Genomic DNA, 26,630 nt, shown 5'->3' with positions numbered 1-26,630 from the left:
CCTATACGGACCGGGAAATCTGGCACAGCACGCCAAAAAAATTAGTGGCAATGCTGGAAGATTACAAGATTTTCCACGGGCAGAAAAAATCAAAGATAACGATTGACGACGTAATACCATTCTGAGGAAGGAGGCCACATGTCAAGCAAAAAAATGAATATCGGCGCAGTGATCAGCCTGGACGGGGAAAAAGAATACCGTCAAGCAATATCCGATATCAATAAGGCGCAGGCGGTCCTCCGGTCAGAAATGAAACTTGCATCGGCGCAGTTTGAGGAAAATGCGAACAGTACAGAGGCACTGCAGAAAAAACAGGGAATCCTGGAAGATCAGTACGACAGTCAGGCAAAACGGGTAGCAACACTCCGGGGAGCGCTGCAGGATGCAGCGGAACAGTACGGGGAGAACTCAAAAAAGGTCCAGGACTGGAAGATCAAGCTAAACAATGCGGAATCAGACCTGATCAAGCTGGACCGGGAAATCTCTGACAATCAGGAGCAGATGCGGAATGCGGCGCTTTCCGCAGATGACACTGCAGAAGCAATAGAAGATTATACTGCAGAAGTAGAGGACGCAGGAGAAGAAACCTCAGTATTTGGCGAGGTTTTAAAAGCGAATCTGGCGTCTGAGGCAATAATTGGAGCAGTCAAGACGCTGGCCGGGGGAATTAAGACCCTTGGAAGTAATGTATATGATTTCAGCGTGCAGGGAAAACAAGCCCTGAACAATTTCGCCGCGCAGACCGGGACCGCGAAAGATGAGCTGGGGCAGTTTGAGGATGTAATGCGGGATATCTACACCAATAATTTCGGTGAAGATATGGGTGACATTGCCAATACAATGGCAGTGATCAAGCAGAATCTATCCCAGATGAACCCCGCGCAGCTCAAAGAAGCCAGTGAAAACGCACTGCTTTTGCGGGATACGTTCGGATATGACACGCAGGAACAGATCCGGGCGGTAAAAATGCTGATGCAGCAGTTCGGACTGACAGCGGATGAATCCTATAACCTGATTACCCAGGGCGCACAGAACGGCCTGGATAAAAACGGGGACCTGCTGGACACCATCAATGAGTATTCCGTGCATTTCAAATCAATGGGATATGACGCGGAAGATATGTTCAATATGCTGGTCAACGGCGCAAACTCCGGCACATTTTCCGTTGACAAACTGGGGGATGCGGTAAAAGAGTTTGGGATCAGGCTGCATGACGCCACGGCGGATGATGCGCTTTCCCAGATGGGACTGGACGCCGCGCAGATCCGAAAAGAATTTGACGCCGGAGGCGATTCTGCAACCGCAGCCGGAAGAAAAGTCGTAACCGCCCTGAAAGACATGTCCAACAAGACAGACCAGTACAACGCCGGAGTTGCGATGTTTGGGACCATGTTTGAGGATATGGGTATTGATGCCATTGACGCCCTGATGTCCGTGGACGGACAGATCGACCTGACCACGGATGCGCTGGGGCAGCTGAATGACATCCGGTATGACGACCTGCAAAGCAACCTGGATCTTCTGGGGCGCAAGACCCTGGCGAGATTTTCGGAGCGGTTCACGGGCGCAATGGATGGAGCTTCTTCCAGCGTGGCCGGGCTTGCGGAAAGCGTGGATCATGGGCAGCTCGGGGACAGCATAGACAGCCTGGCGGATGGAATGGCCGGGTTAGCAGAAGGGGCTATCGAATTTGCCACGGCAGCCCTGCCGCCGGTAGTGGATGGCCTGACCTGGATACTGGATAATGGACAACTGATTGCCGGAACAACCCTTGCTGCCGCAGCAGCATGGGTAACTTATAAGGTGGCTGCAGAAGGAGCCGCCGTCAAAACCGCATTGCTCAATGCGGCCCTCAATGTCAATCCGGTGGCGCTTCTGATCGGAGGAATTGCCGCGCTTACCCTGGGGATTGGCTCGTGGATCGGGGAAATGCAAGACGCCGCCTATGAGGCGGATACTATGCAGCAGAAGCTGGATGAGCTGTCAGACCGGACGGAAAACTTGAAAGGAACAGTGGACAGGTCATCAAAGAGCTATGATGACAGCAAGAAGAACATCCAGGAAGAGTATGGAGCCGCAAAAATCCTGTCTGATGAGCTGTACAAGCTGGCAGACAAGCATAACAAGACCACCGGAGAAATCGCCCTCATGAAAGGAATGGTGGACGAACTCAATGGGATCATGCCGGATCTGAACCTGAGCATTGACGAGCAAAACGGCATTCTGAGCATGAACAAGGAGCAGATGGACGCCGTTATAGAAAGCCAAATGAACCTGGCAATGGCGGAAGCGGCCCAGGAGCGCCTGAAAGATATCGCAAAAGAGCGCGTGGAAGCGGAGCTGAACCTGGCAGAGGCGACGAAGGCCAGAGACGATGCACAGAAAGAGCTTGATGCGAATGCGGAAGCGGCAGCGGCAGCGGAGGAAAAAAGAAGAAGCGGCGTAGAACTGACAGCGGAAGAAATGAAAGCCTGTGAGGATGCGATATACAATAATCATTTCGCCTATGATGATCTTCAAGGAAAAATCGAAGAAGCGGACGAAATTATTAAGCAGAATCAGGAGGTTTTGGACGAATCCCAGAATAAGTTTGACGAACTCAGCGGCGTAATTAAGGGATTTTCGGAAGATACCACAGAGGCGAAAGAAAAGACGGAAGAAATGCAGACCGCCATTGTGGAATTTGGCGGACAGACCTACGTTGTATCCCAGGAAACTGCGGAAAATTTTGACGCCATCAAACAGAAATACGATGAAGTATATCAGGCGGCGAAAAACAGCATTGAAAGCCAGCTGGGGCTATTTGACGAATTTGACGAAAAACAGACATACAGTAAGGGAAAAATGCTGGAAAACCTGGAAAGCCAGATTGATGGGATGACAAAATGGTCGGATGACATCCAAACACTGTCAGATAAGGGGATCAACAAGGGACTGCTTAGGCACCTGCAAGAGATGGGGCCGGAATCCTATCAGTATACGCATACGCTGGTCACAATGACAGAAACGGAACTTGGAGAACTAAACGACTTATACGAAAGAAAATTACAAATGTCTGATACGGTAGCGAAAAAAATGACGGATGCCAATTCAGAAATGGCGAGCGCCGTAGAAGAGCTGAAAAAATCAGCTGATGCAGTTTCTGGAAGTATGAATAGCTACGGAAATAACGCAGCTTCTTCATTTGCAAATTCATTCATCAACAAAATGGCTGCCAGCCAAAACGGAATGATGGGAACTTTCAACACCTTAAAAGCAAACGCCAAAAACGTTCTGATGATCAAGTCCCCGTCCAGGGTTTTCCGGGAAATCGGAGAATATACCGGGGAAGGTTTTGAAGTCGGAATGCTGGAGTCTATGGATCATGCCAATGACAGAATTACAGAAGCATTTGAAGAATTGAAAAATATAGATGCAACAATTCCGGCCAATGCCATGCTGAGCATCGGGGCTCAGCAGATAGATACTGCGCAGACCATAACAAGCGGACAGCAGGGGATACTGGGGCAGATCTATTCCGTATTGGTGGATCTTGTCCAGAAAGATACTGGAATCTATCTGGACGGAGCGGCGCTGGTGGGAAGAATGGGAAGAACCATCAACGACGAAATGGGAGAGCTTGCGGAAATGTCCAGGAGGTACGCAGTATGATAGGGTTGACGATTAATGGAGACCGGATCTCTGACCGGATGATCGTAGAACGGATCACGATTCAGCCGGCACAGGTCAAGAAAAATTATATCAATGTCCCTGGGGCTGATGGGAGGCTGGACCTGACAGAAGCGCTTGGCGTAAGGGTATACGATGTAAGGGATATCAATATCACAATCAAGCGAAAAATTCCCAAAATGACCAGATGGCTGGAACTATACTGCGAACTGCTGCAGGCATTTGACGGGAAAATCGTGGATATTGTACTTGATGCAGACCCAGAATTTCTCTACAGAGGAAGGGTGACGAAGGTAACGCCGGAAAAGGACGGAAAGATCAGAGGCGTGACGCTTGGGATCACAGCAGATCCGTATAAATATAAGCTAAAAAGAACCGTAAAAACTTTTGAGGTATCTGGACGCCTGGAAACAAGCCTGCCGAACCTATTCCGGCCAGTGGTCCCGGAAATTACCACTGATGCCGAGATGCACATAACCTTTTCCGGACAGACCATTGCTATATCTCCGGGAACCATGCAGATCCCGGAAATTATGTTGGAAGCAGGGGAACACTCCATAATCCTTTCCGGAACCGGAACCATTTCATTTTCTTACCAGGAGGCGGCGCTATAATGTATCGCGTCAAAATAGATGGGAAACTGTTTTACGATCCCCGCATGCAGGATTACCAGTTGACGGAGGCGAAGCTTCAGCAGGAAGTCAATAAGGCCGGGACATTCGCAATGCGGATCTATCCACAGCACCCACTATATACACTCCCCCAAAAAATGCAGAGTATTGTCATTGTCCAGCAGGATCAGGCAATCTTGTTCCGGGGGCGGGTGCTGAACGAGAATATCGGATTTTATGGCGACAAACTCCTAACCTGCGAAGGGCAACTTGCATTTCTGAATGACAGCATTGTCCGGCCATATCAATATAAGGGAAGTGTGGCGGGCTACTTGGAACTGCTGATCAACCAGCACAACAGCCAGGTGGATGATGCACGGCGCTTCGCAGTCGGCAATGTCACAGTTACAGATCCCAACGATTATATTACCAGAGCAGCCAGCGATTACCCCAGCACAATGACGGAACTGCAGGACAAGCTGGTCAAGCTCCTGGGAGGGTATCTGATGCCCAGGATTGCCGGGGATACGGTCTATCTGGATTACCTTGCAGACACGGATGTCAAAAACCTGCAGGATGTGGAGTTCGGCGTCAACTTACTGGATCTGTCCATGATTCTGAAAGGGCAGGACATTACCACGGCAATTATCCCATTGGGCGCGCAGCAGGAGGATGACAGCCGCCTGACAATCAAGTCTGTCAATAACGGCCTGGATTATGTCAGCGACCCGGAAACCACCGCAAAGTATGGGTTGATCTATAAGACAATCATCTATGATGACGTGACACTCCCGGAAAACCTACTGAGAAAGGGAAGGGAAGCACTGGGAGAAGCGATGCACCCCACACAGACCATCAACGTGACAGCTGCCGATCTGTCCGCAGCCGGATACGATGTGCAGTCATTCCGGTTCGGGCGATACGAAAAAGTCCGCAGCCGGCCGCACGGGATAGATACCTATATGCTGGTGTCAAAAATGACCACAGACCTGCTCAATCCGGCCAGTAATAAGCTGACCCTGGGAGTGACCCGGAAATCCTATACAGAGTACCAGTTCCAGATCCAGAAGGACCAGGAAAAAGAAGTGCTGGATATTTTTATACATACAAAAGAAGAAATGAAAGATATCCAGGCGGAAACAAATTCAGGGCTGGATGAGATTAGAAACACAGTCCAGACCAACTACACGAATGCCACACAGTATGCGGATAAGATCGTTCTGGACGCCCTGACGGAGTATGTCAAGACTGGGGACCTGGAATCCTTCAAGGAAACTATATCCACACAATTCCAGCAGACGGCGGAGGATTTTACTTTCAATTTTTCCCGGCTTGTTGAGCAGATTAACACGATGGAGGGAGAATCCCAGAGCCAATTTGCAGAGCTAAAAAAATACATCCGCTTTGTAAACGGGAATATTGTGCTTGGAGAGGAAAACAATCCTCTGATCCTGACCATCCGCAATGATCGGATCGCATTTACCCAGGCAGGTGTGGAAGTCGCGTATTTTTCCAACTCCAAAATGTATGTAAAGAAACTGGAAGTAACAGAAGCTGTAACCCTCGTCAACCTAAACATAACATTACAGCCGGGAGTGGCCCTGAACGGAAATATCATATAAGGAGGCATAATGGCAAGCAAAACACTTGAGCAGTACCGGAGTGACCGGTCTTATAAGGTGGATCTGGTATTGTCCAGTACCGCCAACGTGGCCGGAAACTATAGTGACGTCAGATATGTGCTGACTTATCGGGCGCTGATATCCAGCTGTCAGTATGGTTTCAGCTATGGCAACCGGACGAAATTAGTGATCAATGGTCAGACACTGGTAGACACGGCCAATATCGGCAGCATACATTTTTCCGGCATTGGAAATAAGCAGCTGGCCTCCGGTAACATCCGGGTATACCATGACGCGGACGGCAGCAAGAGCATTAGCTGCAGCGTGATCTTCCAGCAGACACAAAACACAGGGCTGGCCAATTATAACATTAGCGGCACAATGGACCTTGATACGATTCCGCGCACCAGCATGTCCACGGTATCCCCTGCTGCAGTGGCTGCCGGCGGCAGCATTACAATCAAGACCAACCGGGCCAGCACGGCATTCACACACACGATTACATACGCATTGGGGGCTGCATCCGGGACGGTCGCCACAGGCGTAACAGATAGTTACACCTGGACGGTTCCGAAGGACTTAGCCAGACAGTTCCCCAACGCGGACAGCGGCGGCCTGATCCTCACCTGCACCACTTATTCCGGGGGGACTAAGATCGGGGACTGCCTGATGGGTGTCACGGTCAACGCATCCAGCGACATGATCCCGACCTGCAGTGTGACGGTGGCGGAGGCGGCAAGCATACCATCCGGGATAACAGGATATGTCCGGGGTAAGAGCCGGCTGCGGATCACAGTATCCGCAAGTGGCAGCTATGGCTCAACGATCAAGGGATACAGCATCAAGGCCAACGGGGCCTCCTACAACAGCAGCACAGCAACGACTGACTACCTGACAACAGCAGGTACTAACAGTGTAGTGGCAACAGTAACAGACAGCCGCGGCAAGACGGCCAGCAAGACGGTCAATGTGACCGTGACGGATTATACAGCGCCATCCTGCAGGACTGTAACCGCCTACCGATGCAATTCCGCCACGGACGGGACGGCATACGATAAGGGAGCCTATATCTGCGTATCATTCGCAGGGGCAATCACAGCCCTGGGAAACAAAAACACAAAAGCCTGCACAGTGTACTACAAGACGCTGACAGCAACATCCTGGACGAGTAAGGCGATAACATTATCAGACTATGCATTCGCGGCAAGTACAATTATTTCTGCGGATACCGGAAGTGGGTATAATATCCGGGTTAATGTCAGAGACAGCTTCGGGGGCAGCGATTATTATACGGATGTCGGGACTGCCTATAACCTATTCAGCTTCCGCCTCAACAACAGGGGCATTACCTGGGGCGGCGTGGCAGAGCGTGACGGATTCGACATCAAAATGCCCTTATACATCAACGGTCAGACCTTGGACGGAAATGTGGACGGATTTTCCACAAAGCTGAAAACGCAGGAAGCCCGGCCGGCAGACGGGAACAGGCCGACAGCCTCTGGGGACCGGCTGGGGACCATAGAGTATTTTATGGCGACCAGCTCCATGACGGAAAATAAGCCCTATGGGGATGGGCCGATTGTACAGCTCAACTGGGACGGGACCAACGGTTTCGATTCCCAAATCCACGTGGCTAACGGAAATGGAAAGCGGATGCAATACCGGTCTCAGGCATCCGGGGAATGGAATCCTTGGATTACCCTGCTGGATGATAATAACTATAAGTCCTTCTGCACGCTGGCAAATTTAGGGGCGGCGCAGAAACCAGTCAAGGGCGGGGATAGCATGTCTGGCTATATCCGTTATCCTGATACAGGGATACAGATTACCTGGAAGCGCGTCACCTGGACAGGACCGATTACATCAGCATGGGGAGGCGTGTTTGAAACAGCGTCCGCGATCAGCCTTGGAAACTGGGCGGCGGCTTTCAAGGACGCGCCCGCCAGCTTTCTGGGGGTGGACTGTGCAACTCAGAATACAGATGTATGGGTGTCCAGATATGCCAGGTCAGAAAAGACCACGGCAGGCAGTGCATACCTGCAACGCGGCAGCGCGCTGTCCACATCCTATCAGTATATCGTCTATGCTTTCGCAGTCGGAACTTATTAAGGAGGTGTATTACAATGGCTTTTTTAAACGGATTTCTTGAACAGGTAGTGTTTTTGTCAGTGCTGGATTTTTCCAGGAGGGCGATTGTGTCGGTGGCACAGAACGATACCGGGAGAAAGCTGCGCTGCAAGATCAGCGGTATGGACATACCGGCGGGAGCAACGGCGCGCATATGGGCTTCCAAACCTGGCGGGATTATCTATAATGATTGCGAGGTGTCGGGTAATGATGTAACAGTACCATTGACCAATCAGATGCTTGCAGAGTGCACACGCATCCCTGCGCAGATCATGATTGTATACGGGGATGGAAGGATCATCAAAACCAACCAATTTTCGTTGGACGTTAAGCGGGAGGTAGGACATACAGGCACGGAGAGCAAATCGGAATCAACGTATCTGGACAAGATCCTGCAGGAGCAGGAGGATAAGTTGAATGCCGCAATAGCAGACTGGGAGGCACAGGTCAAGGAATTGATCGAAAGCACACCCACGGAAGAGATTAAGGATGACCTTGCACGGGTAACGGCGCGGGTGGATGCCACAGAAGCAGGACTGGACGGCTTACGCGGGGAGGTAGTCTCTGCCACAGCCGCCATTACCTACAACACAAAAAATATTGAATCGAAATCAAATAAAAATGAGGTTAATTCAATAAAATTAAACAATTTAATTGTCAATGGTTTTGGGACAGAAAATACAAATGTAAATTTCAACAACTTTAGACTGGATTACACTAATTCGTATAAGTTTTATCCGAGCTTCAGGATTTCGGGGACAAAGAAGAATGTTACGCTTGGCGTAGAAACTATACCCGTGGATGTCTATAAACGATATCAATTCGGGATGAACATAAAAGGAATAGGATCACCAAATACTTTTCTGGGATACGAAGAATACGATTGCGATAAAAGACTCATAGAATCTCCACATTATTATTCGTACGCTTTGTCCACAACTACTCTATCGCAAGATCTTAATAATGGAGACACTATTGTGCATTTAGTTTCTACAGGCGGGTGGATCAACACAACTAAGTCTTATGAGCTGGGATTGATATTTTGGAACTATAAAAATAGCCTTGGTTATCAATATCCTGCCGGAGTTTATTCCAGAAATGTATTTACAGATCTATATACGTCAGAAAACGTAGATAAAGTAAATAATACAATCACACTTACTGAACCTTGGGTTCACGGAACTATTTCAGCAGGAACAGAGGTTTCGCAAACGAAAAGCGACGGAATTAAGTATTTTAACTACATAAACGAACCAGCTCCTTCTGAATGGACTGAAACAAAATGGATAATTGATGGTTTACAAGAACCGCATCAAAAATCAGCATCAAAGTTTAATCCTGCAACGAGATACGTCAGATTTATTTTATATCATAATTATGGCAATTCAGTTGATTCCAAAACTACATTTGTCAATCGCGTTTCGCTGGTTGCTGTTAACGATCTGGAAAAAAGAATGAGTGCCACGGAATCCGGGCTGGATAGCCTACGGGGAGAAGTGGTATCTGCTACGGCTGCGATAGCGTATAACAGTGAAAAAATTGACAGAATCGAAATCGGCGGCAGAAACTTGTTTTTGGACACAGGCACAGAAGTCACAACTAACGACTATCTGCTGCGGAAATGTATCCCAGCAGGGGACCCGCTTGTCGCAGGAGAAACCTATACAGTAACTATCTGCATAACTCCAGCGCCGGGAATGACGAAAACAACCTTGTGTTTTTCGGGTGGGACCGCAGTTGCCCACTTGCGCGTTTCAGGAACGGAAAAACAGATTGTATCCGCAACGTTCACCGCCTCTTACTCGCCGGGAAGGGAGCCGGAGGTATCAGCAAATTATGCCAATGCACTATTTTACCGGTATCCCAACGATGGTTCAGTAACCGGAGATTCCACAGTGCATTGGGTCAAAATTGAAAAAGGAAATAAGGGCACAGACTGGACGCCTGCTCCTGAAGATACGGATAACAGGATTGCCGCACTGGAAGAAGCCATTCGGAAACTTTCGGGCGGGGCCAGTCTGAACGGTTGAGGGAGGAAACATATGGAGATCAGGGCAAGACCGGCGCATAGCCTGTACCATTGACAAGCACAGACGGAGGTATACATGGAACCAGAGATCATTGTGGCGCTGATCGCATTCGGAGGCAGCGCGCTGGGAACATTCACGGGCATCATGATTAATTCTAAGCTGACCAACTACCGGTTGGAACAGCTGGAATCAGAGGTGCGTATGCACAACAACTTCGCGCGCCGGATGCCGGTAGTAGAGGAACAGATCAAGGTGATTAATCACCGCATATCAGACCTGGAGAGCCAGGAGAAGGAGAAATGATGAATAAAGCAAATGTAGTCGCTTTCACAGACAAATGCAGGTTAATCCTCGCAAAACACTTAGATGAAAAAGGTGAAGAAATATCCTCATCGGATATATTCCTGGAGTGGGAAGTCAGCGGAGAACAGGGAGACAAGGCGCTACTGAGAGTACGCGGGAACGAAACAGCATATTACGAAGCCACGCGCCCGGAAGGAACGGAAAGGGTGACAGTAGAAATATTTAAAAAATGCGGTGAGTTCACATCGAAAGGAGAATGATTATGGATTTCAGAATTGCAGGAGTGGCAGGAATTACAGTAATTTGTTATCTGGCCGCACAGACGGCCAAAGCTACGACACTGGACAATAAGTGGCTGCCAGTGATCTGTGGAGTATTAGGAGGCATCCTGGGAGTTGTAGGGATGTATGCCATGCCAGACTGGCCCGCAGGGGATATCTTAACCAGCATTGCAGTGGGTATTGTATCCGGATTTGCAGCGACCGGCATTAACCAGGTGTACAAGCAGCTCAAGGATCAGGCCGGGGAATAACCCAGGATGAAAGGAGAAGAAATATGTATATAGAAGAGAAGTGGGCCACGGCAAATCCGTATTTTGACCGCGGCAAAATGAAGGTAGAAAAGCTGGTACTGCACAGCCCAGGAGCTGCGCAGCCGTCCGCGGATGTATTCTATGGCAATTACAACCGCCCGGGAGCCAATGCGCTGCCTCATGCGTTTCTGGAACGATCCGGGCGCGTGTTACAGTTGATGCCCTGGGACAATGTGGGCTGCCATGTGGGAGCAGGACCAAAGGGAGGCTGGAACGGCCTCTCAATCGGCGTGGAGATCTGCGAACCGGAAGGCCATACATACCAGCCAAACAGCGGAACAATGGTGGGATATGACGTGAAGGCCAACGCGGCCTATTTTGCCGATATCTATGAGCAGGCGATCCAGTTATTTGTGTATCTCTGCGAGAGATACGGGCTGACGGAGAGAGATATCTATTGCCACGCCGAGGTGCACCGCCTGGGGTACGGTAGCAACCACATTGATATCGAGCACTGGTGGCCGAAGCACGGGAAGAATATGGACACCTTCCGGGCGGACGTGGGGGCGCGGATGAGAGGAGAAACTGCGCGGCCGGCAGAGCCAGAAACAGAATATGTGCCGGGCATGTACAAGGTGCTGGCGGACAATCTGACGATCCGGCGCGGGCCGGGGACTGATTATGAGGCAGTGGGATATATCACAGACCACGGCTGCTATACCATGACGGAGATCGTCAACGGGCACTGGGGCCGCCTGAAGTCCGGAGACGGATACATCTCCGTCCATAAGGCATACTGCCGCCGCGTGGGAGATACAGGCCATAAGCTGCCGTACATGGTCAAGGTCCTGGACGGCGCGCTTAACATCCGGAGCGGCCCGGGCACTAACTATCCAGTTACAGGAGTGATCCGGGACAAGGGCAGCTACACTGTAACAGGAGAGTATACCGGAGAGGGCGCAGAACTATGGGGCCGCCTGAAATCCGGCGCCGGATATATTGCGCTGGGCGGCGGGCTGACCACGCTGCCGGGCTGAAAAAAGAGGGCTGGGAGAAATCCCGGCCCTCTTCAAAAAAATAGGGCCGAGAATTACTCAGCCCTTGCAAAAACAATTTATTGCTTTTTAATATCCTAACCTTATTATACATATTACAATGATGTTAGTCAATCATGTATTGCTTTTCCCTGCCGCCAGGCCCGCAGCTTGGCGGCATTTTCTGACGGATTTTTTAAATTATATATCCCCTTGGTGTAAGGGGTATACCGATTCATGGCAGATTTTTGCAACCCCAGCCGATCAGCAATCACGGAATCATTTACGCCTTTTTCCCGCAGGCGCTTGATCTGCCGGTAAATATCGTTTTCAAAAACCCCTTGCGTGACCAGTATTTTGATGATTTTATCCTCACTGATTTCCGTACGGTCAGAAATCTCATTGACCGACAGTCCAGCATTATAGCACCTGCCAATTTCAGCGATAAACTCATCGGTCTGATTTTCTGCCGGGGGTTCTGCGGATTCCTCCGGAACCGGATCACCAGGCTTACCCACATAGTGCCTCAGCTCTCTATCCGGATCAGATAAAATGCCAAAAACATTTTTAAGGGCAGTAAATCGCTTATCGGACATACCCATAAGTTGATCTATCATGTGCATGATTTCTGAGTGATTATCATTTTCCGCCGCCCGGCGCAAACTTATGATTGTGCTCACCTGATCAAGCCGCCAGTTATCGCACCACTCATCCAGAGTTTTCTGCTGGGATTCATAAGTAGATATTCCGCGCAATTTCCGTGATATTCCTTTTGATTTTTTTTCATTTTCCCTCCCGTATATGCAAAAACCGCCTTGCCATATCCGGCAAAACGGCCCTCGCTAATTTTTTTAAAATAAATATTTGTCTCAATCCACGCCCGCATAGCAGACGACAACGTGTAAATAAAACACGTTTTTATCTCACTGAATCTTGTGAGATAATGTAATTATAGCACATTATCTCACAAAGTCAATACAAATTTTAAAGATCACTTAAAATATTACATCGGGTATACACGGACAATCCCGTCCTCGCGAACACAACGAAGGCGAAAATTTAACGGATTGCGAAGATTCCCGCCGTAATAGGAATGTGGAGTTAAGACGGCTTCCAGAACGCAGGAATCTTTAAATTCTTCCTTCAATTTCTCAACTGCCATGACATAGCCAAAGCGATAATCGGCCATATCCTTGTCCATCCAATATTTAGTTCCATTTTCCCTATTGACATTAATGTCAATAGGCTCAAACAAAAGGAGCCCCCTGTATTTTCCAAATGAAGAAACAAACTCATCTGATTCCTCCACGATAATTTCAGATTCGTTTTCACAGTCATGCGAAAACGAATTAAAGTGTATACATGCAGCTTTAATGGCGGGCATAAAAGTACCTTCGTATTTAGTACCTTTAATTTTTTCACGGAACCTGTCTATTGTTCCGTAAAATCCGTCATATTGAACATATATTTTATCGTCTGAGCCGTGGAAAAATGTGGCGCACATCCCTCCGGAGCCAAACCCGGTTACTGTAATCCAATCTTCGTCTGACCTTATCAATGCGTTTCCGCATACACTGGCATCGCCATGCAATTTCACGGTTCCAGTTACATGGGAATTGCCTCTTATTTCTGCGTTACCAGACACTAACGCATTTCCATCTATATGAGCACTTTGCGCTATATCTGCATATCCAAGTACCTTTGCCTTTCCTTCCACCAGCGTGCTTCCGTGCACATGCGCACATCCGTATACTTGCGCTTTGCCGCGAATATATGTGTCACCTTCCACACACGAATTCTCACTTAGCTGCGCCTCGCCGCCCACATGAGCAGAGCCACGCACACGCACCCGACCCATTGCAAACGCGTCATCTTCCACAAGCGCGTCTTCATATATAGCAGCTTCATCTGCCACCCATGCAGTACCGTCATGGCTCAAATTATTCTCATCTTTGATCCATCCGCCAAGGTCTCCGGCGCTAACGACCCCAAAATCTCTTACAGCTACAATCCTATGTAACTTTTGAAAGTCTATTTCCGTCGTTTCTCCTGTAAACTCATACTTTCTCTCCATGTCTACTCTCCTTTTCCAAACGCCTTATTCTTAATTTCAATATTCATTACTTCGTCAAATCGGCATCCCAGTGTTATGGCTAGCCGATAAACCGTTTCCGCAGATGCTTTATTTATATCCCTGTCGGATGATTCATAGCTCTGAATCATCCGAATAGATACACCGGACTTTTCTGCAAGTTCCTTCTGGGTCATTCCTCTTTTTTTTCTCATTTCCTGTAGCATAAGCAGCTCCATTCTTTATTATTTGTTCCTGATCCATTTAACGGATACGATTTTCGTACCGTAGTTTGACGCCTCGTGTTCTGCTCTTGCTTCTTCTGCAGTGCGAGCCTGCACAAAATAACTTGCGAACTCTACATCCTCGTGTCTTACTGTAATTTCATATGTTCTCATCTTCGTTTTCCCTGCCTGCCTTAGCAAGTTCCTTTCTTTATCTTATGACATTATTATACAGCTATAGCTGTAATATGTAAATAGTAAACATGCACAAAGATTAAGAAATTTATTGTACAAAACATACAGCTACAGCGATATGCAAAAAGCCTAATCAATTTGCTGAGAAAGCATATCCTGATAATTTCAAGCAAACAAAAACCGCCTTGCCATATTTGGCAAAGCGGCCCTGCACCCTGGAAGCTAAATACTTGCTTCAATCCACACCACACTGTGCGTTGCGAATATACATAGGTAGGTTTGCTTGTTTATTGGTTTGTTTATTTCAATCCACGCCCGCATAGCAAGCGACTACGTGTAAATAAAACACGTTTTTATCTCACTCAAGCCTGTAAGATAATGTAATTATAGCACATTACCTTACAAAGTCAAGAAAGAAATTAATCAAAAACACAATATATACCTTAAATTATTTCACTGACAGTTAGCGTTGCGCTATCATCAAAATACCCCGTAATGTCTACAGCAAAACACACTGAATTTAATGTAGTATGTTTGCGGAATATACACTAAAAATCATGCGATTGACAATGAATGGTATTTGATGTAAAATAAAATAGAAGGGGAGGTGACAACTATATGCTTACTTATAAAATTAACGTCCTTGAAGCACTTAAAGATGCCGGATACACAACAACCCGGCTTAGAAAAGAAAAATTATTAAATGAGAGCGCGATACAATACCTGCGAGAAGGTAAGCCCATTGGGCCAGTCCCATTAAATCAAATATGCAGGCTGTTAGATATGCAGCCAGGAAATATCATTAAATATGTAGAGGACAAAAATACATGAAAATAAATGTATTTTCCTCTTGACAATACATGATATATCATGTATAATGAAGATAGTTAAAGAAGACAATCTTTAGCGAATATCCGGGCAAGCGGAGGAAGGAGGAACAAATGGAGGATATGAGCGTATTCAAAAGTTACTTGAGACGGCTTCTGCAGGACCTGAAGGACCTGAAGGAAGCACTGAAAAACAAAGAATATGAGAAGGCGTCAGAAATGACCGACAAACTCATAGAAGATACCCAGAAGGGTATTGAGGACAACTAAAAAAGAGCCGTAAGGCTCGAGGGGAAACAGGGAGGGCGGTCTTGCCACCGCTCCCCATTAAAAATAGAATATCATATATGAGATAAAATGTAAACGGAGGATAAGAAAAAATGAAGATATATCTTGAAAAGACAAACGGAAACAATCTGGTGATAATTACAGACGGAAAGACGGCAAAGATTTTTGACGGAGCGCCGACTGGAACATTTGAAGGAGTAGACCTCTACACGGAAAACACAGTGGAAGAACTGAAAAAGTTTTTCGCGGAAACGGAATTAAATGAATACAATGAAATCCACTGTGAGAACGAAGTGAATTTTGAAGATATCGCGGAAGAACTGGAAACGGCGGAACAGGTACTTGAAAGATAGGCAGGACACGGATATAATATTTTTTCAGGCAGGATGCGTTAGGCTCCCTGCCTAAGCGCTTTGGGAGGGCATAATGAACTTAGAACAGTACAGAGATAAGGATTTGAGCATTCTAACGCCGTGTCAGAAGGAAATATAAAGACGCAGATTATAGCGTTTTGACAGAAAGAGAAGCCAGAGTATTCGAATTGTGGATTAATGGAATGACCTACAGGGAGATTGCAAAGGAACTTGGGTGCAGTACCGGGAACGTAGGAAACACCATTGAAAGCTGTAGAAAAAAGACAAGCGGAGAAAAGACGTACGCTCAGATATGGTACGAAAAAAACAAGGAAAGGGTAAGTGAAAAAATACGTACAGATCCGAAACGGGCAGAATATAGAAGGAAGTATTATCAGGAGAACAAAGAAAGGATTCTAGAAAAACAGAAAGAACGGAAGAGAGAAGGCCTGAAGTGAACAGAAGAACATTAAGAACCTGCTCACGATGCGGGAAAGTATTCCAGGGCGACGTTGATTCTATCATGTGCCAGGAATGTGCGAAGGAATCACGGCAGAAGAGCACGATACGGGACAGGATCTGTATTGATTGCGGCAGATCATTTCCGGGAGGCCCGCGTGCCAGAAGATGCCCGGACTGCCGGGCAGTCAGGAAAAAGGAAATGGACAGGCTGCGCAGGCAGTCTGGTGGCTCAAAGAGGAAGCTCGGAAGCGTGGATATCTGCCAGCGCTGCGGGAAAGAGTATACAGTAGAGAGTGGCCGGCAGAAGTATTGTCCAGGATGCCAGAGGGATGCCGCCCTGGAGTGGCAGAGAGGACGGAAGGCGGCATATAATAAGCGGCCGGAGGTCGAACAGAAGAGGAAGGAGCGCAGGGGAAAGCGCATGAAGGCTTGCGTATATTGCCTCCGCCCGTTCTGGTCCAGTGCAGCAACAAATCTCTGTTCCGATTATTGCCGGGCGGAAGCGGAAAGAATTAGCCAATGTCGGTCAGATGAGAAACGCGGACAGGGACGTAACCTGCAGAAGTTATTGGACCGGAGGGAGGAATACAGGGAGAGGATAAAATTAGAGACAAAATAACAGGCAGTCACACAAAAAGGATGCTATGGAGTGTGTGACTGCCTGAAAGTTATTTTAAACCAGAAAGGCGAAATATGGAAGTAAAATATCGCTGTACAGGCAGGGCCGGGAAGAAATCCAGGCCTTATTATTGTTGTACTAACTATACATAACCCACAGGGGCTTTGAACCGGCAGAACTCTATAGAGGTCATGGAGGAATTGAACCGTATCAATCAGGAAGGCACCAGTATATTTCTGGTTACCCATGATATGAAAGTAGCCTCCAGATGCGAGCGGGTATTGTATATTGAGGACGGGGATATCCGGGATGAAATCAACCTCGGAAAACGCGGCCGGACGCCTGAGGACAGAGCAAGGGAAAAGAAGCTAAATGACTGGCTGCTGAAATTAGGATGGTAATAAGCTTAAAGGAGCAGATTTCATGTATGACATTTTACTGGTAGAAGACCAGGAAGAGCTGGCCGGACTGATCCGCCTTTTTCTGGAACAGGAGGGGTTTCGGGTTTTTCATGCAGCGAGCGGGGAAGATGCGATGGAATATCTGGCGAATGATACGGCAAAGCTGGTGCTTCTGGATATCATGCTGCCGGGAATGGACGGATTTGCAGTTTGCCGGGCGATCCGTGAAAAATGGAGCATTCCTGTTCTGATCATGAGCGCCCGGTCGGATAAGGAAAATAAACTCAATGGATATGAGCTGGGGGCAGACGATTATGTGGAGAAGCCGGTGGATATGGATATTTTGTCTGCCAAGATCAAGGCTCATTTCCAAAGAATCTGCTCTCCGGCTGAAAAAATGCCGGTAATAATCTCAGGAAGCCTGACTCTGGAGCCGGAAGCTCATAAAGTATATAAGAAAGGGATTCCGATTGAGCTGAATGCAAAAGAATATGGACTGCTGCTGTTGTTTGTGGAAAACCCGTCTAAAACCCTGCATAAGGATTATATTTTTAATCATATATGGGGCATTGACAGCGACAGTGAAAATCAGACGCTGACCGTGCACATTAAAATGCTGCGCTCTAAAATTGAGGAGAATCCCAGAAAACCGGAACGGATACAGACTGTCTGGGGAATAGGATACCGGTATGAAGAAATTTAATCTGCTCATTCTTGTTTCTGTGCTTGTGTATCTGATGATTGCTCTGTGGGGAGGCTATCAGGTAAAGCAGTCGGAAGCTGACAAAAGCCAGTTTTACAAAGTAGAGGTGAATAGAATCTATGAAAGCCTGTCAGAAGGGACACCCCCTGACAGGCTTGATTTGGATTCCTTTGAGTATGTCAAAAAAGTTATATATTTTACGGCAGAGGATCTGAAAGACAGGATGCGGGCGGAAGAATTTTATGCCGCGGGAAACAAAGAATATCTGATCATTAAGCCTGTTTTTCAGGAACAGGAATTGATCGGCGCAGCACGTTTTGAAATCCTTGAGCCGGTTTATAATACACAGACCTTACTGGCCTTAACCGAGATATGTCTTGGCCTTATGGAATTGTTTACTTTATGTATATTGCTATATTTGAAATATAAATTTTTAAAGCCTTTGGAACGTCTGAGCAATATTCCTAAAGAATTAGCCCGGGGCCATTTGAAAGAAATTATAAAAGAAGAAAAAAATCAATATTTCAGCAAATTTTTGTGGGGAATCGGGTTACTGAAGGATAATCTGGCTGTTGCAAAAAAAAGAGAACTCCAACTGACACGTGAAAAAAAGCGGCTTTTGCTCTCTCTGTCTCATGACATTAAGACGCCTTTGAACACAATTAAATTATACGGAAAAGCGCTGGAAAAACATTTATATGCTGAGGAGGCCGATAGAGACCATGCCGCGCACCAGATTGGTGAAAAAGCTGTTGAAATTGAGGGCTTTCTAGCTGAGATCATCAAAAGTTCACGGGAGGATATCATTGATTTACAGATAGATCATGGGGAGTTTTATCTGGACGATATGATTCATAAAGTTTTAGATACATATCAGGAAGCCTGCAGGATCAGGATGACAGAACTAAGGATAGGTGAACATGATAATATTTTACTGAAAGGAGATGTGGAACGCGCGGTGGAAGTAGTGGAGAATATTCTTGAAAATGCTTTTAAGTATGGAGACGGAAGACGGATTGATATTACATTTTCTCAGGAAGAATATTGTCAGCTGGTTCATATATTCAATACGGGCCTGGTTGTGAACGATACGGAGTTCAACCATATTTTCGAAAGTTTTTTCAGGGGTTCAAACCTCCAGGGAAAGCCTGGGCATGGGTTGGGGCTGTATATCTGCCGTGAAATCATGCAGAAAATGGATGGAGAAATTTTTGCCCGGCGTGAAAAAGAGGGCATGACTTTTGTGTTAGTCTTCAGAATATAAAAGAATTGATTCCAGCAATTCCCTGTTTCATTTTTGTTCTAACATATGTTATTATTTATATGTAACATAAATGTAATTATTATGAATTGATTTTGTAATAATTCGAATGAGACAGGAGGTACAGATGAAGAAATATCATATTCTAGCTATGGCAGCGGCAATCGGAATCGCAGGAAGTGCTGCCGCGCCGGTACATGCAGCGGAATCAGGTTTTGCCGGATTGCGTCAGGCGTCAAAGAACTGCCTGGTTACAGTGGGGCAGATTGGAAGCCAGGATGAATGGGAGAATATACTGAAAGAGCTGTGCGGAAAATTTGGAGTAATCGAATGGACCGGCTGTCTGCCGCCTGAATTTCCCGGAATTGATTTCCCCGAAATAGAAAAGCCTGGAGACGGTGAGGAGACGCCCAACCCGGAACCAGAGAATCCAGGAAATGGCGGGGAAACGCCCAGCCCGGAGCCGGAGAATCCAGGAAATGGCGGGGAAACGCCCAGCCCGGAGCCGGAGAATCCAGGAAATGGCGGAGAAACGCCCAGACCAGAGCCGGAGAATCCAGGAAATGGCGGGGAAACGCCCAGCCCAGAGCCGGAGAATCCAGGAAATGGCGGGGAAACGCCCAGCCCGGAGCCGGAGAATCCAGGGAACGGTGAGGAGTCTCCGGAACCGGACCAGGAAGAAAATTCCTTTGCGATTCAGATCGCAGAACTGGTCAATGCCGAGAGAGCAAAGGCGGGGATCGGCGTGCTGACGCTGGATCAGGGAATTACTTCTGCGGCACAGATCAGAGCACAGGAAATTGAGGTATCCTTTTCCCATACCCGTCCGGACGGAAGACGCTTTAGCTCAGTTCTGACAGATGCAGGTATTACTTTCCGAAATTCAGGGGAAAACATTGCCTGGGGACAGAGATCGCCGCAGGAGGTGATGAATGGCTGGATGAACAGCGAAGGACACAGAGCCAACATTCTGAACCCGAACTTTACTAAAATTGGAATTGGGCATTACCAGAATGCGGCGGGACGAAATTACTGGTCTCAGCTGTTTACATCATAAGTTATCTTTCAGCTGATAGGCAGACAGGACTCGGCAAGACGTGTTCTGTCTGCTTTTGTTTCATGGGGAGCTGCGTTCCCTATAAAACAAAACTCTCCGGGAAATGCTTTATCTTCTTCTCTTTCTTTCTCAGAAGAACAGTGCTATAATATAAAGATCAAATCGGACGTAATTCATTTCTGAAACAGAAAGAGGTGGCGCTATGGAATTTTTCCGGGAACTGGCGCTGGATGGGACTGCAGGGGTATTGCTGGCATTGTGCATCATTTTATTTTCAGGTCTGATTTTTTCCAAAATCGCGGGATTTTTCAGATTGCCTAAAGTGACAGGATATATTATTGTGGGGATTCTAATCGGGCCGGATGTATTGAGGCTGATTCCTTCACAGCTGGTCACGCACATGGATTTTGTCAGCGATATTGCGCTGGCCTGCATCGCGTTTGGCGTAGGAAAATTTTTTAAAGCTGAGGATATGCGAAGGACAGGGCGGAGTATTTTTCTGATCACTGCTGCTGAAGCATTGGCAGCAGGCTTTCTGGTCACTCTGACGGCTTTCTTTTTGTTTCATATATCTCTGGATTTTGCTCTGCTGCTCGGGGCTGCGGCCACTGCCACTGCTCCGGCCAGCACGATTATGACCATCAAACAGTACCGTGCAAGAGGGGAGTTTGTCCGCATTCTCCTGCAGGTAGTAGCGTTGGACGATGCTGTCTGTCTGCTGGCTTTCAGCGCTGCATCAGCAGTGGTTTCTGCGGAATTTAACGGAAGCATTACATTTTCAGAAGCGGTGCTGCCTGTTTTATTCAATCTGCTGGCCGTTCTGCTGGGGGCTGTATGTGCCTGGACTCTTGCCAGGGGAGTTCCGTCAGGAAAAAGCCGGGACAGCCGCCTGATGCTTTTGCTTACGGAATTGCTTGGAATTTCAGGGCTGTGCGCGCTGGCGGATATTTCTCCGCTTTTGTCTTGTATGGTTTTCGGTATGGTATATATCAATTTGACTAAAGATAAAAAATTGTTCCGGCAGCTGGACCGTTTTACGCCGCCTGTCATGGCTCTGTTTTTTATTGAATCAGGAATGAAGCTGGATCTGTCCACCCTCGGCACTGCCGGGATAATCGGAATTGCCTATTTTTTGACACGTATTTTGGGAAAATACGCGGGAGCTTATGTGTCCTGCAGGCTGGCAAAGAAAAGCAGGGGAATCTGCCGGTATCTGGGCCTGGGCCTGATTCCGCAGGCCGGAGTTTCCATCGGCCTGGCCACTCTGGGCCAGAGGATTTTGCCGGCTGCAATGGGGACACAGTTCCTGACGATTATCCTGTCTTCCTCAGTGCTTTATGAAATGATCGGACCTGCCTGCGCAAAATTTGCAATTTTCCGCAGCGGCAGCGTCCGGGAAGCAAAAAAAACAGGGGAATAAAAAAGAGCGTACAAATCTTCTGACAAAAGAGATTTGTACGCTTTTTTAATACCTTTCAGTATATTTATCATACCACAAAAATGGCTTTTTTACAAGACTTGTAATAGCGGCAGGGGAGAAGTATAATGAGCGTCTGCCAAAGGAGGAGAGCGGTATGGAAAAAGATATTTTTGTTTTGGGTGCAGCGGAAAAGAGCAGAAAGGAGCTGTCTGTGCTGTCCGAGCTGCAGCAGCGCGTTGAGGAGAAGTATGGACTTGCGCTGTCAGAAAATCAGCTGATTGCGCTGCAGCAGGCGCGCAATGAAAGCCTGAGAAAATATCAAAGAGTAGAATTCGGAAGAGGAATTTTGGATAAGCTGATTTTTACATTTTGTGATTCTCAGTATATTTTCCAGGATAATTATGAAGAAGTTCTGGAGGAACTGCAGGATATTTTCTACCTGTTTAAGAATGAATCACAGGATAAACTTACGGATGACGAACTTCTGGTTTTTATGCGGGAACAATATGAAACGGTCTGCTGCGGTGATACGGAGTATCTGGAGAGCACCTGTCTGGAAAGGTTTTCCCGGGCAGTACGGGCTGGATATGAGGGCAGCCGGGAGAGCGGAGGATCAGGGGAATATGAGCAATTCAGTGAAGAACAGCGCTGGGACAGCGAACTATATCAGCGCGCGCTGAAAACACTGTTTTGGGAATGAAGCCAGGAGGGGTGGAGAATATAATGACAGATTACAGCATGGAAGAGCTGCTGCCGCTGACTGCGGAGCTGGCAGAAAAATTCACATCAAAAGAAAGCAGTTCTGTAACTTATGAAACTGCGGTAACGCTCATGGGGGCAGTGATGTACTGTATTCATGAATGTTCGGAAGGTGATGGACACGCACTTCAGAATAATAGTATTACGGCTGCCGAGGCGTATTCCGCCGGATATGACAGAGCGGTGGAGAAGGTTTGTGAAGCAAAAGAATGCTATCACAGGATTGCAGAGAACTTTGAAGATTATGGCTGCAGGAACTACAGAGATACTGTGCTTTTTGGTATGCCTGAATTTTTCATCCGCTATGATGTGAAATTTCATCCCCAGGACCATATTCTGACGCTGGATTATCCTGCTGCCTGCCAGCATGAGTATACCGGACTTTGCGGCATTGATTTAATCAGCAGGTATCTCCTGGATCTGGAAACGGAAAAAATATTTTTAGAATGTTTTGATCCCCGGGCTGTACGGAAGCTTGTGGAAGAACTGGAAATATGCGGAACTGGTACCTATATGGGAAACCTGTGCGTCCCGGTGCTGCTGCGCGCAGTCGGCAGTATAATCGCCGGAAAGCAGGTGGCTGGGCTGAAGCTTGCAGCAGAGGATCTGGAGTCAGTCTATCAATTTTTTCAGGGCAGTACAAGGGAGGAAACGGAGAAACAAGCGATATGGCTGATTGATATTATATCTGAGAAAGCGGGGCTTTCCCGGCAGTCAGAATATTTCCGTAAGCTGGGGCGGGAGATATCGGCCAGAATTTTTTCCGGCCTGGAATTTGACACGCTGGATGCGGTCTTTGAATTTAGCCGGTAAAAAATAAAAAAAACAGTTGACATTTACGTTGCGTAAACCCTTATCCTGAATGTGAAAGGAGGCGGCAGGATGGAATATACGGTAAATCAGCTGGCTGAATTATCAGGAGTCAGCAGGCGGACGCTGCGGTATTATGATGAAATCGGTTTACTCAGGCCCGAAAGAGTGAACTTCAACGGTTACCGCATCTACGGGCAGGTGCAGGTGGACCTGCTGCAGCAGATACTGTTTTACCGAGAGCTGGGGCTTTCGCTGGAAGAGATCGGGCGGCTGGTAAAAGATCCTGAATTTGACAGGGAGAAAGCTTTAAGCGGCCACCTGAAGGCTCTTCTAGAAAAGAAAAACCAGCTGGAACTTCTGATTGGAAATGTCAGAAAGACACTGGAATCATTGAGAGGAGAAGAAATGAACGATAAGGAAAAGTTTGAAGGGTTTAAACGAGATCTGCTTCGGGAAAATGAGGAGAAGTACGGAGAGGAGATTGCGGAAAAATATGGAAAAGAGGCGGTGGAGGCTTCCAATGCCAGGCTGATGGGGATGACAGAAGAAGATTGGAAAAAACAGCAGGAGCTGGAACAGGAATTTGCGGCTGTATTAAAAGAGGCCATGGAATCAGGAGATCCTGCTGGGGAGGACGCAAGGCGTGCCTGTGAACTGCACGGCCAGTGGCTCTCCATGTTTTGGGGAAAAGGAAGATATTCCCTAGATGCCCACCGGGCCATGGGAGAGATGTATGCTGCGGACGAACGTTTCAGGGCTTATTATGACAAAATCAAAGAAGGAGCTGCTGGTTTTTTACGTGATGCGCTGAACGCATATTGCGGCTGACATCAGGTTTTGCCTCCGCCTATTCATGTTTTCCTATAAAAGGGGCATGCTTAGAGTAGGAACAGGAGGTTAATGAAAATGGAATCAATCTGGAAACAGACTGCAAAGCCGCTAAAAACAGAAAGCAGCGCCCAGCTGCCGGAAAAAGCGGAAGCAGTAGTGATCGGAGCCGGGCTGGCAGGCGTTCTGACAGCCTGGTTTCTGAATCAGCAGGGCGTGCAGACAGTAGTTCTGGAAGCAGGACGCACCGGCAGCGGCCAGACATGCAATACCACGGCTAAAGTCACTTCCCAGCACAGCATCATTTACAGCAAACTGGAAAAGACAATGGGGCAAAAGGCTGCCTGGCTGTATGCCAGGGCAAATGAAGAGGCAATTTCGCAGTACCGCAGCCTAATCAGGGATTTGGATATCCAATGCGGGTGGAAGGAATGCCCGGCTTATCTTTATTCTGAAAAAGAAAGCAAAAGCCTGGAAGAAGAGGCACGGGCCGCCGCCGCGGCAGGAATCCGTTCCGAGTTTGTTGAAAAGACAGAGCTTCCGTTTCCGGTCAGGGGTGCGGTGCGTTTTTCCGGCCAGGCTCAATTTCACCCGCTGCAGTTTTTATACGCTCTGGCCGGCCGGCTGAAGATTTATGAGCATACGGATGTCCTGCGCGTGGAAGGAGACCAGGTGTATACATCCAGGGGGAATATCCGGGCCGGGTCGGTTATTTTTGCCACGCATTATCCCTTTCCCATCCGTCCCGGATATTATTTTATGAGAATGCACCAGGAAAGAAGTTATTGCATCGCCGTGGAGGGTGCGATGGAACCAGATGGAATGTATCTGGGAATTGATTCGGGCGGCCTGTCTTTCCGAAGTTACGGCAAATATCTGGTTCTGGGCGGGGGACAGCACCGTACCGGAGAAAATCCTGCGGGCGGGCAGTATGAGGTGCTCTATCAGCAGGCCCGCCAGCTCTGGCCCTCCTGCAGTCTCCAGGCCAGCTGGTCCGCCCAGGATTGCATGACTTTGGACGGGATTCCCTATATCGGTAAATTCTCAAATAAAGTACCACACTGGTATGTGGCCACAGGATTTGGGAAATGGGGGATGACCAGCTCTATGGCGGCAGCGCAGCTTATCTCCGATGCAGTTCTTCACAGAGAAAATCCCTGCCAGGAAATATACTCGCCTCAAAGGAAAACCATTCGGGCTTCAGCCGGGAATTTCCTGAAAGATGGCGTGCATGCTGTAAAGGATTTATCCAGGAGGTTTCTGCAGATCCCAAAAGAAACTTTGGGGCATATTCAGCCCGGACATGGGGGAATCGTTTCCTATAAGGGAGAAAAAATCGGCGTTTATAAGGATGAGGAAGGGAAATGCTATCTGGTCCATGCCGCCTGCCCTCATCTGGGATGCCAGCTGGAGTGGAATCCTGCTGAAAAAAGCTGGGACTGTCCCTGCCACGGCTCCCGGTTCAATTATCAGGGCCATCTTCTGGACAATCCCGCACAGGAGGAGCTGAAACATGAAATCATATTTTGAAGGATATTATATTAAGCTGCAAAACGAAAAAGAGACCATTGCATTAATCCCGGCGCTTCATACCGGAGAGAATGGAGATCCGGGCGCATCTCTGCAGGTGATTACCAACCATGGCGCCTGGGAAGAGACTTTTGAGAAAGGGGTTCTCCGCAAAAAAAGGAATGCTTTCCGGCTGAAGCTGGGAAACAGTGTTTTTTCAGAAAAAGGCTGCCGGATAAAGATCATGGGCGAAAAGATCAGCCTGGAGGGCGTGCTGAAATTTTCCGGCCTCACTCCGCTGGACTATGATATCATGGGGCCATTTTGCTTCCTTCCGGGTATGCAGTGCCGCCATTGTGTGATCAGCCTCAGGCATAAAGTCACAGGCTGGCTCAGATTTGGCGGCAGGGAGTATGTGTTCCGGGACGGAACAGGTTATATAGAAGGGGACAGGGGTCATTCTTTTCCGGAACGGTATATCTGGACGCAGTGCTGCAACCAGCAGGCAGATTTGATGGCTGCTGCCGCCAGCATCCCGATAGGGAAGTTCCAGTTTGACGGGTGCATCTGCGCTGTCAGAATTGGAGAGAAAGAATACCGCCTTGCCACATATCTGGGTGCCAGAGTGATTTATGCGGATAAAAGGAAACTGGTGGTAGCGCAGCAGGACCAGCTGCTGAGCGCAGAACTTCTTTATGGATCGCCCCAGCCTCTCAGCGCTCCAATGGAAGGCAGGATGGAGAGGAAAATCCATGAAAATGCCGCCTGCCTGGTCAGATACCGTTTTTTCAAAGGAGGAAAACAGTTGTTTGATTTTACAGACGATGGGGCAGGCTTTGAAGGGGAGTGGTAAAATACAGCAGATTCCTGTTGGAAACTCCTGCGTAATCAGTTATAATATTTTTATTAGGG

Annotated in this window: 27 protein-coding genes; 24 read left to right on the top strand and 3 right to left on the bottom strand. The window is 47.8% G+C overall.

The window, feature by feature from the left end; all coding sequences use genetic code 11:
• The first annotated feature begins 138 nt into the window (after nucleotides 1-138).
• The 9 genes from EV209_RS06580 to EV209_RS06540 all read left to right on the top strand — a co-directional run bounded on the left by EV209_RS06580 (nucleotide 139) and on the right by EV209_RS06540 (nucleotide 11,931).
• Nucleotides 139-3,651: a phage tail tape measure protein gene (locus EV209_RS06580; protein WP_130434332.1), complete on the top strand. Its 3,513-nt coding sequence runs from the start codon at nucleotides 139-141 to the stop codon at nucleotides 3,649-3,651.
• Nucleotides 3,648-4,283 (top strand): hypothetical protein, encoded by a 636-nt coding sequence (locus EV209_RS06575; protein ID WP_130434330.1) that lies wholly within the window; start codon nucleotides 3,648-3,650, stop codon nucleotides 4,281-4,283. Before EV209_RS06580 ends, EV209_RS06575 begins: the two co-directional genes overlap by 4 nt.
• The gene (locus tag EV209_RS06570; protein WP_130434328.1) at nucleotides 4,283-5,902 is read left to right on the top strand and encodes a phage tail spike protein; all 1,620 of its coding nucleotides are present in this window, start codon (nucleotides 4,283-4,285) and stop codon (nucleotides 5,900-5,902) included. The genes EV209_RS06575 and EV209_RS06570 overlap by 1 nt, the downstream gene beginning before the upstream one ends.
• Before the next feature lie 9 nt (nucleotides 5,903-5,911).
• Nucleotides 5,912-8,011 carry a DUF859 family phage minor structural protein gene (locus EV209_RS06565; RefSeq protein ID WP_130434326.1) on the top strand — a complete coding sequence of 700 codons (2,100 nt, stop codon included), beginning with the start codon at nucleotides 5,912-5,914 and terminating at the stop codon, nucleotides 8,009-8,011.
• Between the two features lie 14 nt (nucleotides 8,012-8,025).
• On the top strand, nucleotides 8,026-10,059 hold the full coding sequence (locus EV209_RS06560) for a hypothetical protein (protein WP_130434324.1): 2,034 nt from the start codon (nucleotides 8,026-8,028) through the stop codon (nucleotides 10,057-10,059).
• A gap of 75 nt (nucleotides 10,060-10,134) precedes the next feature.
• On the top strand, nucleotides 10,135-10,362 hold the full coding sequence (locus tag EV209_RS06555; RefSeq protein WP_130434322.1) for a hypothetical protein: 228 nt from the start codon (nucleotides 10,135-10,137) through the stop codon (nucleotides 10,360-10,362).
• Nucleotides 10,359-10,622 (top strand): DUF6275 family protein, encoded by a 264-nt coding sequence (locus EV209_RS06550; RefSeq protein ID WP_130434320.1) that lies wholly within the window; start codon nucleotides 10,359-10,361, stop codon nucleotides 10,620-10,622. The genes EV209_RS06555 and EV209_RS06550 overlap by 4 nt, the downstream gene beginning before the upstream one ends.
• Nucleotides 10,623-10,624: 2 nt before the next feature.
• On the top strand, nucleotides 10,625-10,894 hold the full coding sequence (locus EV209_RS06545) for a phage holin family protein (protein WP_130434318.1): 270 nt from the start codon (nucleotides 10,625-10,627) through the stop codon (nucleotides 10,892-10,894).
• 23 nt (nucleotides 10,895-10,917) lie between these two features.
• Nucleotides 10,918-11,931, top strand: a complete 1,014-nt coding sequence (locus EV209_RS06540) for an N-acetylmuramoyl-L-alanine amidase (RefSeq protein WP_130434316.1) — start codon at nucleotides 10,918-10,920, stop codon at nucleotides 11,929-11,931.
• A gap of 128 nt (nucleotides 11,932-12,059) precedes the next feature.
• On the opposite strand, the gene EV209_RS06535 is transcribed toward EV209_RS06540, so the two are convergent.
• From EV209_RS06535 to EV209_RS06525, 3 genes are all read right to left on the bottom strand, one after another.
• Nucleotides 12,060-12,545: a hypothetical protein gene (locus tag EV209_RS06535; RefSeq protein ID WP_165388839.1), complete on the bottom strand. Its 486-nt coding sequence runs from the start codon at nucleotides 12,543-12,545 to the stop codon at nucleotides 12,060-12,062.
• A gap of 386 nt (nucleotides 12,546-12,931) precedes the next feature.
• Nucleotides 12,932-14,002, bottom strand: coding sequence for a hypothetical protein (locus EV209_RS06530; RefSeq protein WP_130434312.1), 1,071 nt, complete (start codon nucleotides 14,000-14,002; stop codon nucleotides 12,932-12,934).
• Nucleotides 14,003-14,004: 2 nt separating this feature from the next.
• Nucleotides 14,005-14,226 (bottom strand): helix-turn-helix domain-containing protein, encoded by a 222-nt coding sequence (locus EV209_RS06525; RefSeq protein ID WP_165388838.1) that lies wholly within the window; start codon nucleotides 14,224-14,226, stop codon nucleotides 14,005-14,007.
• An 810-nt stretch (nucleotides 14,227-15,036) separates the two neighbouring features.
• Here EV209_RS06525 and EV209_RS06520 point away from each other — a divergent pair.
• The 15 genes from EV209_RS06520 to EV209_RS06455 all read left to right on the top strand — a co-directional run bounded on the left by EV209_RS06520 (nucleotide 15,037) and on the right by EV209_RS06455 (nucleotide 26,571).
• A complete protein-coding gene (locus EV209_RS06520; RefSeq protein WP_130434308.1) occupies nucleotides 15,037-15,249 on the top strand; it encodes a helix-turn-helix domain-containing protein in 213 nt (70 codons plus the stop codon).
• A 110-nt stretch (nucleotides 15,250-15,359) separates the two neighbouring features.
• Complete coding sequence (locus EV209_RS16265; RefSeq protein ID WP_165388835.1) at nucleotides 15,360-15,515, top strand: hypothetical protein; 156 nt, start codon at nucleotides 15,360-15,362, stop codon at nucleotides 15,513-15,515.
• 110 nt (nucleotides 15,516-15,625) lie between these two features.
• Nucleotides 15,626-15,886 carry a hypothetical protein gene (locus EV209_RS06515; protein WP_130434306.1) on the top strand — a complete coding sequence of 87 codons (261 nt, stop codon included), beginning with the start codon at nucleotides 15,626-15,628 and terminating at the stop codon, nucleotides 15,884-15,886.
• A gap of 158 nt (nucleotides 15,887-16,044) precedes the next feature.
• On the top strand, nucleotides 16,045-16,344 hold the full coding sequence (locus EV209_RS06510; RefSeq protein ID WP_130434304.1) for a helix-turn-helix transcriptional regulator: 300 nt from the start codon (nucleotides 16,045-16,047) through the stop codon (nucleotides 16,342-16,344).
• Nucleotides 16,341-16,967, top strand: a complete 627-nt coding sequence (locus EV209_RS06505) for a hypothetical protein (protein WP_130434302.1) — start codon at nucleotides 16,341-16,343, stop codon at nucleotides 16,965-16,967. The genes EV209_RS06510 and EV209_RS06505 overlap by 4 nt, the downstream gene beginning before the upstream one ends.
• Nucleotides 16,968-17,158: 191 nt before the next feature.
• Nucleotides 17,159-17,368: a hypothetical protein gene (locus EV209_RS06500; RefSeq protein WP_243647525.1), complete on the top strand. Its 210-nt coding sequence runs from the start codon at nucleotides 17,159-17,161 to the stop codon at nucleotides 17,366-17,368.
• A gap of 22 nt (nucleotides 17,369-17,390) precedes the next feature.
• Nucleotides 17,391-18,071, top strand: coding sequence for a response regulator transcription factor (locus EV209_RS06495; RefSeq protein ID WP_130434300.1), 681 nt, complete (start codon nucleotides 17,391-17,393; stop codon nucleotides 18,069-18,071).
• Nucleotides 18,058-19,335, top strand: a complete 1,278-nt coding sequence (locus EV209_RS06490) for a sensor histidine kinase (RefSeq protein WP_130434298.1) — start codon at nucleotides 18,058-18,060, stop codon at nucleotides 19,333-19,335. Before EV209_RS06495 ends, EV209_RS06490 begins: the two co-directional genes overlap by 14 nt.
• 124 nt (nucleotides 19,336-19,459) lie before the next feature.
• A complete protein-coding gene (locus EV209_RS06485) occupies nucleotides 19,460-20,389 on the top strand; it encodes a CAP domain-containing protein (protein WP_243647524.1) in 930 nt (309 codons plus the stop codon).
• 202 nt (nucleotides 20,390-20,591) lie between these two features.
• Entirely contained in the window at nucleotides 20,592-21,809 is a 1,218-nt protein-coding gene (locus EV209_RS06480; protein WP_130434296.1) for a cation:proton antiporter, read from the top strand.
• A gap of 154 nt (nucleotides 21,810-21,963) precedes the next feature.
• Nucleotides 21,964-22,509 (top strand): DUF6323 family protein, encoded by a 546-nt coding sequence (locus EV209_RS06475; RefSeq protein ID WP_130434294.1) that lies wholly within the window; start codon nucleotides 21,964-21,966, stop codon nucleotides 22,507-22,509.
• A gap of 23 nt (nucleotides 22,510-22,532) precedes the next feature.
• Nucleotides 22,533-23,381 carry a DUF6179 domain-containing protein gene (locus tag EV209_RS06470; protein WP_130434292.1) on the top strand — a complete coding sequence of 283 codons (849 nt, stop codon included), beginning with the start codon at nucleotides 22,533-22,535 and terminating at the stop codon, nucleotides 23,379-23,381.
• 69 nt (nucleotides 23,382-23,450) lie between these two features.
• Complete coding sequence (locus EV209_RS06465) at nucleotides 23,451-24,209, top strand: MerR family transcriptional regulator (RefSeq protein ID WP_130434290.1); 759 nt, start codon at nucleotides 23,451-23,453, stop codon at nucleotides 24,207-24,209.
• A gap of 78 nt (nucleotides 24,210-24,287) precedes the next feature.
• Nucleotides 24,288-25,739: an FAD-dependent oxidoreductase gene (locus EV209_RS06460; protein WP_330520862.1), complete on the top strand. Its 1,452-nt coding sequence runs from the start codon at nucleotides 24,288-24,290 to the stop codon at nucleotides 25,737-25,739.
• Complete coding sequence (locus tag EV209_RS06455; protein WP_130434286.1) at nucleotides 25,723-26,571, top strand: tocopherol cyclase family protein; 849 nt, start codon at nucleotides 25,723-25,725, stop codon at nucleotides 26,569-26,571. The genes EV209_RS06460 and EV209_RS06455 overlap by 17 nt, the downstream gene beginning before the upstream one ends.
• Nucleotides 26,572-26,630 lie beyond the last annotated feature (59 nt).

This window comes from Cuneatibacter caecimuris, from assembly GCF_004216775.1.
Classification (GTDB): Bacteria; Bacillota; Clostridia; order Lachnospirales; family Lachnospiraceae; genus Cuneatibacter; species Cuneatibacter caecimuris.
Note: the sequence above shows the minus strand (reverse complement) of the source record. Positions and strands in the feature narration are given on the sequence as shown.